The 12,165-nt window shown below is 65.0% G+C and carries 11 protein-coding genes; all 11 read right to left on the reverse strand.

Annotated elements, in window-relative coordinates:
* Nucleotides 1-7: 7 nt before the first annotated feature.
* Nucleotides 8-484, reverse strand: coding sequence for a (2Fe-2S)-binding protein (locus tag ACIPUD_RS28655; protein WP_007593025.1), 477 nt, complete (start codon nucleotides 482-484; stop codon nucleotides 8-10).
* Between the two features lie 5 nt (nucleotides 485-489).
* Nucleotides 490-1,308 (reverse strand): FAD binding domain-containing protein, encoded by an 819-nt coding sequence (locus ACIPUD_RS28660; RefSeq protein ID WP_446481970.1) that lies wholly within the window; start codon nucleotides 1,306-1,308, stop codon nucleotides 490-492.
* Nucleotides 1,305-1,754: an SRPBCC family protein gene (locus tag ACIPUD_RS28665; RefSeq protein WP_446481971.1), complete on the reverse strand. Its 450-nt coding sequence runs from the start codon at nucleotides 1,752-1,754 to the stop codon at nucleotides 1,305-1,307. The genes ACIPUD_RS28660 and ACIPUD_RS28665 overlap by 4 nt, the downstream gene beginning before the upstream one ends.
* Nucleotides 1,755-1,759: 5 nt before the next feature.
* Nucleotides 1,760-2,197, reverse strand: coding sequence for an SRPBCC family protein (locus tag ACIPUD_RS28670; RefSeq protein WP_007593021.1), 438 nt, complete (start codon nucleotides 2,195-2,197; stop codon nucleotides 1,760-1,762).
* Nucleotides 2,198-2,206: 9 nt separating this feature from the next.
* Complete coding sequence (locus tag ACIPUD_RS28675) at nucleotides 2,207-5,110, reverse strand: flotillin domain-containing protein (RefSeq protein ID WP_446481972.1); 2,904 nt, start codon at nucleotides 5,108-5,110, stop codon at nucleotides 2,207-2,209.
* A gap of 25 nt (nucleotides 5,111-5,135) precedes the next feature.
* A complete protein-coding gene (locus tag ACIPUD_RS28680) occupies nucleotides 5,136-5,969 on the reverse strand; it encodes a phosphoenolpyruvate hydrolase family protein (protein WP_018458736.1) in 834 nt (277 codons plus the stop codon).
* Between the two features lie 3 nt (nucleotides 5,970-5,972).
* Entirely contained in the window at nucleotides 5,973-8,186 is a 2,214-nt protein-coding gene (locus ACIPUD_RS28685) for a Tm-1-like ATP-binding domain-containing protein (protein WP_446481973.1), read from the reverse strand.
* Complete coding sequence (locus tag ACIPUD_RS28690; RefSeq protein WP_317244680.1) at nucleotides 8,179-8,961, reverse strand: ABC transporter ATP-binding protein; 783 nt, start codon at nucleotides 8,959-8,961, stop codon at nucleotides 8,179-8,181. The genes ACIPUD_RS28685 and ACIPUD_RS28690 overlap by 8 nt, the downstream gene beginning before the upstream one ends.
* Nucleotides 8,954-10,075: a branched-chain amino acid ABC transporter permease gene (locus ACIPUD_RS28695; protein ID WP_446481974.1), complete on the reverse strand. Its 1,122-nt coding sequence runs from the start codon at nucleotides 10,073-10,075 to the stop codon at nucleotides 8,954-8,956. Before ACIPUD_RS28695 ends, ACIPUD_RS28690 begins: the two co-directional genes overlap by 8 nt.
* 1 nt (nucleotide 10,076) lies before the next feature.
* A complete protein-coding gene (locus ACIPUD_RS28700; RefSeq protein WP_446481975.1) occupies nucleotides 10,077-11,087 on the reverse strand; it encodes a branched-chain amino acid ABC transporter permease in 1,011 nt (336 codons plus the stop codon).
* A 200-nt stretch (nucleotides 11,088-11,287) separates the two neighbouring features.
* On the reverse strand, nucleotides 11,288-12,115 hold the full coding sequence (locus ACIPUD_RS28705; protein ID WP_027569321.1) for an AraC family transcriptional regulator: 828 nt from the start codon (nucleotides 12,113-12,115) through the stop codon (nucleotides 11,288-11,290).
* Between the last annotated feature and the right edge of the window lie 50 nt (nucleotides 12,116-12,165).

Consider the following 12,165-nt stretch of genomic DNA (forward strand, 5'->3'; position numbering starts at 1 on the left):
TGGTCCTTCAGGCGCTCACCCTGCCGCCGGAGGCGGCGAGGATGGCGTTGATGATCGGCTCGTAGCCGGTGCAGCGGCAGATGTTGCCGGAGATCGCCTCGACGATCTCGGCGCGGCTCGGGGAGGGATTGCGGTCGAGCAGCGCCTTGGCAGCCATCAGCATGCCCGGCGTGCAATAGCCGCACTGGGCGGCAAAATTCTCGGCGAAGGCGCGCTGCAGCGGATGCAGGTTCGGTCCCTGCTTCAGGCTATCCAGCGTCTCGACGGAGCGGCCAGCGACGGTCTCGGCCAGCGTCAGACAGGAGAGATGGAGCTCGCCGTCGATCAGGACGCTGCACGTGCCGCACCCCCCCTGGCCGCAGCCGAATTTCGGCGTCATGTCGCCGATCAATTCGCGAAGCGCGACGAGCAGGTTGGTGCCGCCATCGACAAAAATGGCGACATCGCTGCCATTGTGACGAAACTGCAGGGCAGTCTTGGCCATACGATCTATTCCTGACCCAAGAGAAGACGACGCAGATGGACGCCGACGATCTCGCGACGGTACCAGGCGCTGCCGAGCGCGTTGTCGGAGGGCGATGTTCCTTCCGCCGCTGCGGAGGCTGCAGCCGCAACGGTCGCGGCATCGAGCGAGCGACCTTCCAGAGCGCGTTCGGCCGCCCGCGCACGTATTTGCGTCGGGGCCATCGATCCAAATGCGATTCGTGCCCCGGCGACCCGCCCGCCACTGATGGGCAGATGTGCGGCGAGCGTGATGACCGAGCCGCCCTTGGGCTTGATCCGTGCGATCTTGCGGTAGCGAAAAGCCTCCGCGCTAGTCGGTCGCGTGCATGACACCGACAGCACGAGCGCGCCCGCCTGCCTTTCACGTGACTGCAAGAACTCCTCAATTGGAATGTCGCGCGATCCAAAGCCGCCTTGCAGGGCCACCGTGGCATCGAGCGCAAGCAGGGCGACGGTGAAATCGCCGTAGGGATTGGGCGCAAACAGATTGCCGCCCACGGTACCCATGTTGCGCACCGCCGGGCCGCCAATCGAGCGGGCAGGGGCGTGCAGGAAAGCGAGGTCGCGCTCGCCCAGAATCCGGGCGAAAGTTACGCCAGCACCCAGGGTGATCCGCGGACCAGATGGGTCGATGCGCGTCAAGGCTTGGTCATTGGCGCGCACGATGGTCGAGAGCGAGATATCGCCTTCGTTCAGCGCGCGCATCACGAGCGTGCCGCCACCGAGATAGCGCGCGGTGCGATCGGACGACAGCGCGGCGGCGGCCTCGCTGGAGCTCGTGAAGGTCTTCACCGTCACAGTCATGTTGACACAGCCTCCTTGAGGTACCGGCGGATCGCTTCGAATCCCGTCTGGTAGATATCTTCCGCGACCATGTGGGTGATCCGGTCCTTGTCCTCCGGCCGCGTCGAAAAGCGGGATTCCCAGTGCCAGAAGGTGCGGTCGCCGTCGGTCACGGGCAGCAGGCGGACATGGGCCACATAGTTGAACATCGGGAGAGGCGTATCGAGCAGGCAATAGCTGAAGGCCTGCTCCAGATCCGACAGCGTCAGCAATTGCTCGCGCAGCTCCGAGCCGTCCTGCAGCTTGAAGCGCCTGACACAGCCGATCTTGTCCGAAGCCTGCGCGCGCTCGATCGTGGAGGTCGCGACCGCCGGATGCCAGCGATCGTGCCCGTTGAAATCGCGCAGCACGCCCCACACGGAGCCGGTCGGCGCATCCAGGATCGTGCTCTTGACGATGTGGGGCACGGCGCTCAGCCTCCGAACTGGCGTTTGAGGGCATCGAAGCCGCCCTGGAACACGCCGCCGCCGATATTCGCGACGAGCTCCGCCTCCCGCTCGGGTGCGCAGTCAAACTCCGCGGTCCATTCCATGAAGGTCTGGTCGCCATCCGTGACCGGCGTCAGCCGAAGCGTCGCGACGTAGTCCTCGACCCCCATCGGGGATTCGAGGATCGAGTAGGTGCAGAACATGTCGTAATCCGACAGGCCGAGCAGCTTTTCCCGGATTCGATCGCCGTTGCGCAGGCGAAAATCCCTGACGCAGCCGATCTTGTCGGAGGGCTCGCCGCCCTCGATGCGGCTTTCCGCAATCGCGGGATGCCAGTTCGGCAGACCGTTGAAGTCGCGTACCCGCGCCCAGACGCGATCGTTGCGTGCGTTGACGACGGTTGAGACGTAGACGCGGGCCATGGTGCGACCTCAACTCTTCTTCCGGGGGCTGCGCTCGGCGGGCGGCTCGCCGTCGGCCGAAGGCGAGGGTGCAGCGGCTGGCTTCTCGCCATCGCCGCCGCTCTTGCGCGCGGAGTCCTTGATGCCCTGCATGTCGCGAGCTTCCCGGATCAGGCCTGGCATCTTGGCGAGGCTGCCGCCTTCGACGCCGATGTCCGCCAGGAGCGAGTCGATCAGCGGCGCCTGGACGCGGTAGCGCAGCGCCGAGTCGATCACCTCGTCGGTGGCGCTACGGCCGCCATTGCCGCCATGGCCGTTGCCGTTGAGACCATCGACTTGCAGGATGCGGATGCCCTCGATCTTCTCCATCGGCTTGACGCTCTCACGGACGATGCCCTCGATGCGGTCGAGCAGCTTTCTACGGAATAGCGAGTAGCGCGCCTGGTCGGTCAGCACGTTCTCGGCCTCGTTGAGCATACGCTGCGCCTCGGCCTCGACTGCAGCGCGGATCCGTTCGGCTTCCGCGGCAATTCGCGTCTCTTCGGCCTGCTTCTCGGCGATCAGGATCTCCACGGTCTTGCGACGCTTCGCGATCTCGCTCTCGCGCGCGGTTATGACGCGCTCGGTGGCTTCAGTGGCATGCACCCGCGCTTCCTCAGCCGAGGCCTTGGCCGCGGATTCCTCCAGCGACTTGAGGTGGATAGCAATCGCCTTTTCCATCAAGACGGTCTCGACCTCCTTCTCGCGATTGATTTCGAGCTTGCGCAACTCGCGCTCGCGGCCGATGCGGGCCTCGTCGAGGCCGCGATCGGAGGCGATGCGGGAGCGCTCAACCTCTTCCCGCGCGGCAATCTCGGCTTCCTGGAGCGACTGGACGCGAGCGACTTCGAGCTGTTCGATCGAACGGCGGCGCTCGATTCGCGCCGCCTCCAGCGCATGCTCGCGCGAGACGTCGGTGGTCTCGACCTCCTTGCGCGCGACAATCTCGGCCTGCCTGACCTGGCGGTCGGCGTCGATGCGCTCGGACTTCTTGGTCGAGAGCGCGATGACGCGGTCCTCATCCGCGATCTCGATCGCCTTCTTGTGCTCGATATTGAGGACTTCGCGCTTCTTGGAGGACGTGATCCGCTCGGCCTCGAGCGCGAGATCGACGCCGATGCGCTGGCGCTCGATGGCGTCGCGGCGCTTCAACTCGGCCGCCTCGAGCACGGCTGAGCGCTCGATCTCGAGCGCGCGTGTGTCACGCTCGGCCTGGATACGCTCGGCTGCAACGGACTTCTCCTGCGCGATCCGGGCGGCTTCGATGGCTTCCCGCGAGGCAATGTCGGCTTCCTCGACGGCGCGGTTGCGGGCGATTTCCAGCGACCGCACGCGCTCTTGCTGGGTGATGCGGGCAGCTTCGGTGGCTTCGCGCGCCGCGACCTCTGCGACTTCCAGCGTCTGATTTCGGTCGATTTCCAACTGCCGGGTATTCTGCTCGACCGCGATGCGCTCGACGGCGAGCCTGTGCTCCCGGTCGATGCGCGCCGCCTCGACCGCGCGCTGCGCCTCAATCTCGGCTTCCTGGATGTTACGCACCTGCTGGATCTCCAGCGCACGGGTGCGCTCATCGGATGCGATGCGCTCGACATTGACAATCATGGTCTGGGCGATGCGGGCCTTTTCGGTCGTCTCGCGGGCAGCAATCTCGGCTTCGTCCACGGCGCGGGTCCGGTCGATCTCGCGGCGCCGGGTCTCCTCTTCGTTAGCGATGCGGGCGTCGGTCACGACGCGGTCCTGCTGGATACGCGCTTTCTCGATCGCTTCGCGGGCGGTGATCTCGGCTTCCTCGACGGTCCGCATCCGCTCGATTTCGCGCTGGCGCACCTCGCGCTCGGAAGCGATGCGGCTGGTATCGATCGAGCGCTGGTTGGCGATCCGGGCTTTTTCGATTTCCTCCCGTGCGAGCAGTTCCTTCTCCTCGATGGTGCGGGTGCGCTCGATCTCCCGCTGGCGGGTCTCACGCTCCGAGGCGATACGGGCTTCGGCGATCGCCTGGTCGTTGGCGATTCGCGCCTTCTCGATGGTTTCACGGGCGGAAATCTGCGCCTGCTCAGCTTCGGTCTCGCGCAGGGCCCGTTCGCGTGCCACCTCGGTGCGTTGCAGGGCGCGGCGCATCTCGATGTCACGCTCCTGTTCGAGGCGCGCCGTCTCGCTTTCGCGTTCGATCTCGAGAGCCTGCCGCTCGGCCTCCAGGTTGCGGGAGCGGATCTTGATCATCGAATCCTGCTCGATGTCGTTGCGCAGTTTGCGCTTGGCCTCGATGTCCTCCATCAGGCGGGTCAGACCTTCGGCGTCGAAGCGGTTCGAGGGGTTGAAGAATTCGAGATCGGTCTGGTCGAGATCGGTGATCGCGACTGATTCCAGCTCGAGCCCGTTCTGGGCGAGGGCCTCTGCGGCGTTCGCCTTGAGGCGGGCGACGTACTCACCGCGCTGCTCGTGCATCTGCTCGAGGGTCATCTCCGAGGCAACGGAACGAATGGCCGAGATGAATTTGCCGGCGAGGAGGGCGTGGAGCTGTTCGGGCTCCATGGTGCGGCGGCCGAGTGTGGCGGCCGCGATAGACACGGCTTCGCGGGTCGCCTGCACGCGGACATAGAAATCGGCCTCGATGTCGACGCGCATGCGGTCACGGGTGATCACGGCGTCCTGGCGGGAGCGCACGATGCCCATCGGCTGCACGTTCATGTTGACGGGCGTGTAGTCGTGGATGAACGGCAGCACGAAGGCGCCGCCGTTGATCACAACGCGCTCGCCGAGCAGGCCGGTCCGGACGAATGAGGTCTCCTTGGACGAGCGGTGATAGAGCCAGTTCACGATGTAGACGCCGACCACGATCACCACGACGGCGACGATCAGCCAGAGGATCAATTCACCGACCAGAGTCCCTGACATGTTTCTCTCCCTCGACCTTTCGGCGTTATCGCGCGCCGATCGCCTTGAATTTGCGAACCTGATCCGTCAGCGCCCGCTCGACCGGCAGCCGTTCCATTGAGGAGGCGCCGTAGAAGCCGTGGCAGTTGCGTGTGTTCCTCATGATGAAATCGGCATCGTCCGGATCGGAGATTGGTCCGCCGTGAGCGAGCACCAGAATGTCCGGATTGACGCCGAGCGCGGCGGAGGCCCAGGTGTCGATGTGCGCTGGGCAATCGGTCAGCTTGAGTGCGGTCTGCGCGCCGATGCTGCCCCCGGTCGTCAGGCCCAGATGACAGACGATGATATCCGCGCCTGCGATCGCCATCGCGGCAGCTTCCTTCTCGCTAAAGACGTAGGGCGTCGTCAGCAGGTCCTTCTCGCGCGCCTTTGCGATCATGTCGATCTCGAGGGCATAGGACATACCGGTCTCTTCGAGATTGGCGCGGAACACGCCGTCGATAAGGCCGACGGTCGGAAAGTTTTGTACGCCAGCGAATCCGAGCGCTTTCAATTGGTCCAGGAAAAGATCCATGTCGCGGAACGGATCCGTGCCATTGACGCCGGCGAGCACTGGCGTCCTGGTCACCACGGGCAGCACTTCGCCGGCCATCTCCAGCACGATGGCGTTGGCGTCGCCGTAAGCCATCAATCCCGCGAGCGAGCCTCGGCCGGCCATGCGGTAGCGGCCGGAATTGTAGACGACGATGAGGTCGACACCGCCGGCCTCCTCGCACTTGGCCGACAGGCCGGTGCCGGCGCCGCCGCCGACGATGGGCTCGCCGCGCCTTGCCATCTCGCGGAAGCGATTCAACAGTGCAGCGCGTTCAAACCGGGCCATCGGTCACCTCGTTAGTCTCCGGCGCGCCCCAATGCGGCCGAACAATGTTCGGAACGCGCTGACGATGGTGGAGGCGAACTCGGGGTCATTGATATTCTTGGGAATGCGGATGAGCTGACGGTTGGCGGTCTGCCGCACGTTGCGCTCCAGCGTGCGGAACAGCGCCGCATCGGCGTCCGGATCCCAGAATGGCTGTCCTCGCGCGTCGAGCGCGGAGACACCGCCCTCAGGCAGGAAGAAGCGCACCGGGCCGTCCATCCGGTTGAGCCGGTCGGCGATCCAGTGCCCCATGCGCTCGTTCTCCTCTGCAGTGGTGCGCATCAGCGTGACCTGCGGGTTGTGGACGTGGAATTTCCTGCCGCGGTAGCGCTCCGGGATGGTCTCGGGGGCGCCGAAATTCACCATGTCCAGAGCGCCCACCGAGCCGACATAAGGCACCCGGCTGCGGATGATGGCGCCAAAGCGGTCGTCGATGGCCGGGAACACGCCGCCCATCAGGAGATCGCCGACCTCCGTGGTCGTGAGGTCGATGACGCCTGCGAGCTGTCCGGAATCGACGAGCTTCTCCATTGAGCGTCCTCCGACGCCGGTGGCGTGGAAGACCAGGCACTCGAAATCCTCGCGCAAGTCGGCCGCGATCTTCTGCCCCGCCGGCGTGGTGACACCAAACATGGTGATGCCGACCGACGGCAATCCGCTGTCGCCGCGATCCTTCCGCGAATGCTGATCAAGGCGCGCCTTGACCATGCCGGCCAGCGCGTTGGCGCCGTTGGCCAGCACGGCGCGCGAGATCGAGTTGAGGCCCTGAACGTCGGTAACCGAATGCATCATGGTGATGTCCGCGGGGCCGACATAGGGCCCGACGTCGCCAGAGGCGACGGACGAGACGATGAGCTTCGGCACCCCGACAGGAAGCATCCGCATACCGGGCGCGACCAGCGACGCTGCGCCCGAGCCACCGGCAGAAATCACGCCGGCAACATTGTTCTGGCGTCGCAACCAGCTGGCGAAGGCCTCGGCCATCGCGGCGACGGCGGCGCCGCGGTCGGGTCCGAATACCGCCGATCCGCCGCGACCATGGTTCAAGGCAATCTCCTGGGCGGAGACGTCGCTGGCCGCGTGCCTGCCGCTGGTGGAGACATCGACCAATCGGGTTCGCAGGCCGGTCCCGGCGATGATGTCGCGGATGAAGCGGAGCTCCGTGCCCTTGGTGTCGAGCGTACCGACGACGAGGACGACCGGAGGGCCCTGCGTTTGTGCGGCGACCGGTTCGCGCCGTCGCCGTGCCGTCTCGTCGAGTCGCATCACCTGTGTCGAGAACATGCGGGCCGCAGCCTCGATGCGGGCGATCGGCACAGGTTGCGACCACCGTGTCGGCGGCGTCGGGTTTGACATGTAGATGCGGATCGCGCCGCCTGGACGCGTCTGCTGCGGAGGAGGCTTCGCTTCCGTATCCGCCGGTGGCACGTCGAGGTCGAGCTCGAGTCCGGCGTGCATTCCGACACCGAGCAGGCGCTGCTGCAGTTCGCGATCGGCGGCAAGCCGCACCGAATCGATGATGCGGTTGACGCGGCCGTTGACCATGATCGCGACATTGCGCGACACGGCGGTCGCCACGCCGATATTCTGCTCGATCACGAGCACGGACATGTCGCCGTCCTCGCCAAGTCGTAGCAGCATCTCCTCGACCTGGGCCACGATGACGGGCGCGAGCCCCTCAGTGGGCTCGTCCATGATCAGGAGCCGCGGGTTGGTGAGCAACGCGCGCGAGATCGCAAGCATCTGTTGCTCGCCGCCGGAGAGCTGGCCGCCGCCGTGATCCTTGCGCTCGGCCAACCGCGGAAACGTCTTGTAGATGCGCTCGACCGTCCAGGCGCCGCGGCGCAAGCCGGCGGCAAGCCGCAGATGCTCATCGACGCTGAGTGAACGCCACAGCCGCCGTCCCTGCGGAACGTAGCCGACGCCGAGTCGGGCTATGTGGGCAGGCGGCTGTCGGGTGATCTCATCCCCGCGGATGCGGATCGAGCCGCCGCTGACCGGCACCAGCCCCATGATGGCCTTGCATAGCGTGGTCTTGCCCATGCCGTTGCGGCCGACGACAGAGAACACGCCGGCATCAAGCGTCAGGTCCACGCCTTGCAGCGCATGCGAATGGCCATAATAGACGTCCAGGCCGCGAACTTCGAGCGCGGGGGCGGTACGGCGGACCTCATTCATGGCCACCTCCGAGGTATAGCTCCTGCACTTCAGGATCGGACTCGATCTCCTGCGGACGGCCTTCCTTGAAGATCCGCCCGTTGTGCATCATCGTGACGCTCTCGACGACGCGCAGGGCCACGTCCATGTCGTGCTCGATGATGATGTAGCCGATATGCGCGGGCAGGGAGGTCAATATCTCGATCAGCTCGGCACGCTCGGTCGGTGATAGTCCCGCGGCCGGTTCATCGAACAGGACGAATCGCGGCGCTCCGGCAAGCGCAAGTGCGATCTCGAGCTGGCGCTGCTGACCATGCGCGAGCTCGGCAACGCGCTGATCCTTCACGCCTGAGAGATGGACGGCGTGTACGAGATTTTCGGCCGCGTGCATCAACACATCGTTCTGACCGGGGCGAAGAAACGAGAAGCGCCCCCGTGAGACGCCACGGCAGGCGAGGTAGACATTGTCCTGGACGGTGAGGCCGGGAAACAGCGCGGAGATCTGGTAAGTCCGGCGCAAGCCACGGCGGATGCGCTCATAAGGCGGGAAGTGCGTGACGTCCTCGCCGAAGAAGCGGATGGTGCCGGAAGAAGGCGGGAAATCGCCAGTGATGCAATTGAACAGCGTAGTCTTGCCGGCGCCGTTTGAGCCAAGCACGGCGCGCCGTTCGCCGGGGCGGACGGTAATGGTGATGTCGGTGAGTGCCGCGAGCGCGCCGAACAGACGTGTCACGCCGCGCAGCTCCAGCGCGGCGCCGGCGCCCACGACAGAGAGGCGTTGCGCGACGCTATCCATGGCTGGATCCTTGGCTGGATCCTCGGCCGGATTCTCGGTCTCGTCGTCCGCTCGAACTTGCCGCGCCGGAGCGTTGGCGGCGCCGCCAGCTCTGCCAGAGCCCGATGACGCCGTCCGAAGACCAGAACACGATGGCGAGGAAGCCGAGACCGATCAGGAGCCGAAAGCGGTTGCCGTCGAGCCCCAGCTTGACCAGGAAGTCGAGTGCGAAGGTGCGCAGCAGCACGAAGATCAGCGCGCCGATAAAGGGGCCGACGGGGCGCGTGATGCCACCGACGACTGCGATGATGAGGATATCGATGCAGGCTGCAACGCTCACGGAACCCGGCGAAATCTGCCGGTAATTCCAGACCTGGAGCACCCCTGCCAGCGCCGCGACGAAGGACGCGAAAGCGTAGGCCGCGACGCGATGCGCATTGACGTTGAAGCCGAGCGCCGCCATGCGGCGGGGATTGTCGCGGACACCTTGCAGCGCGAGGCCGAACGGCGCGCGGGAGATGTAGTCGACCGCGAAGTAGCACAGCGCGGCTACCGCAAGGACGATATAATAGAAGGGAATGTCGGCGCGCCAGTTGACGCCCCAGAAATGCGGTGTGGCAACGGTATTGATGCCGGTATGACCGTTGAAAATCGCCCAGTTCTGGTTGGTGAAATAATAGAACGCTGCGCCGATCGCGAGCGTGATCATGATGGTGTAGATGCCCTCGGTGCGCACCGCCAGCGCGCCGCCGAGCGTGCCGAAGATGGTCGCGAGCGCGAGCGCCATCGGGACGGCAAGCCACCACGGCCAGCCCAGGCTGATATTGGCGTTGCCGCTGACGCCAAACACCGCGACCATATAGGCGGAGAAACCCGCGATGGTGAGCTGCATCAGGCTGACCATGCCGGCATAGCCGGCAAGAAACATCAGACTCAGCGCCATGGTTCCGAGGATCAGCGTGGTCGCAAAGATCTCGATCAGGAAGAAGCCGCTGGCGATCAGCGGCATGATTAGGAGAATGGCCGCGACAGTCCAGGCCGCCGGATTGTCGATCTCCGGCCATCCGCGCAATCTGGAGCGCTGCACCACAGCGGCGGGACGAACCGTGACGCGGGCGTCATGAGCGAGGGACATGTCAGCGCCTCGCCAACAGGCCCTGCGGCCGAATCGCCAGCACCAGAACCATGATCAGGAAGGTCACGACGATGGCGTAGGTCGGGATATAGACCGAGCCGAGCTGTTCGGCGAGGCCGATGATGAGCGCCCCCAGCGCCGCCCCCGGGATCGAGCCCATGCCACCGACGATCACGACGACGAGCGAGGCGAGCAGGAAGCGGATATCCTCGCCAGGCGAGAGCGACTGGAATGTTCCGCCGACGACGCCTGCAACGCCGGCGAGGCCGGCGCCGAGCGCAAACACCACCACGAAAACGAGTTGGATCCTCACCCCGGTCGCAGCCAGGATGTCGCGATCGTCGACACCGGCGCGGATGATCATGCCGATCCGCGTCCGGTTGAGCGCCAGCCACATCGCCACGCCGATCACGACGGAGGCGGCGAAGATCACGAGTCGGACCATGGGATAGCGGAGATAGACCGGCTCGCCTGAGGATTTGACCGCGGTGACCAGGGGCAGCTCCACAGGTCCGATCAGCCAGTTCGGGGTCTGGATCTGATAGAAATCGCCGCCGCAGGACCACAGCATCAAATCGGCGAACACGATCGAGAGTCCGATCGTCACCATGGTCTGGCGCAGGTCCTGGCCCTCCATGCGGCGGAAGACGAGGACCTGGAGCAGGACGCCGACCAGCGCCGTAAGGATGAAAGCGACGATGAAGCTGAGGACCCATGAACCGGTCGCGACGCTGATGGCGTAGCCGACATAGCCGCCGAACAAATAGAGCGAGCCGTGCGCGAGGTTGACGTTACGCATTAAGCCGAAGATCAGCGTAAAGCCGCTGGCGACGAGGAAATAGAGACCGCCGAGCGTGATGCCGTTGAAGAGCGCGTTGAGGAAGACCCGCTTGCGGCCGAACGCATCTTCGACGCTCTGCGGCCACACTGCGAAAATTAGCCAGAGTGCTACCGCGATTGCGATGATGACAATCAGTGCCCAGGCGGGATGGCGTTCGACAAAGCGGGTCATGATCGCCGCTCCGTCTTCGCGTCACCCCATCTCTCACCCCGCAAGCGGGGCGGAGGGGCACGCAGACCGTCGCCGGCCGCAAGCCCTGCCATGAACGTGCGCTCCCTATCGCGCGCGATCCTCGTTTCGGGATCGCGTTTGTCGCATCCTAATGCGGCTGTAACGGAGGCGCTTGATCGTGAGTATCTTTTCGCGTGACCTCAGGCGCGCAAAACCTTGGCCGCGCGGCGATAATCGGTCGGCGCCATGCCGACATTGGCAGCGAAGAAGCGGGTGAATCCGCTCTGCGACGAGAAGCCGAGATCGAAGCCGATATCGGCGATCGGCGCTTCGCTCGCTACCAGCGCCTCCAGCGCCTGCTCCATCATCAGCGTGTTGAGATAGAGGTGTGGCGTGACGCCGGTCTGGGTGCGGAAGAGCCGGTAGAAATGCGGCCGGGAAAGGCCAGATTCGCGCGCGATGGTATCGAGCTCGATCTCGGCGCCAGGACTCTCCGACATCATCTTGATGCACTTGCGCACACGAAAATCCGTGACGGAACCGTTTGCGCGCGGATCGCGCGCGGTCGCCGCCTGTTGCCAGCTTTCGTCATAACAGATGTCGATCAGGCTTCTCAGCTCGCCATCGAGGCTGTTGAGCGAGGGAGCGCCGCACACGAGGGCGGCTGCGTGCCTGATGTGCTTGTCCAGCGCAACGGACCGCGTGAACTGGGTGCGGCCGAAGCGCAGGCGGTCGGCGCCGGGCGCGTCGGGCGCAAACCACTCCGCATTGACGTAGAGCACGAAGAAAACGGCGCCGCCTTCGAGATCGGACGGCAGGAAATTATGCGGCTCCCACGGATTGACCGCGACGACGGAACCTTCGGTGAGCTCGTAACGTCCGTCACTGACATCGATGCATGCGGAACGCCCGCCGACATGGAAGATCAAATGACCTTCGCGATGTGCGTGGATGTTGAAAGGGCGGTTCAACTGATAGACCGTCGCCCGACCAAAGCGGCCGTGGAAGACGGCGAGCGCCCGGCTCATGCCTCTCCTCCCAAAAGCTCTTGGTATTTTTTGGTAGCGTTCAACAACCG

The organism is Bradyrhizobium sp. CAR08 (assembly GCF_052871955.1).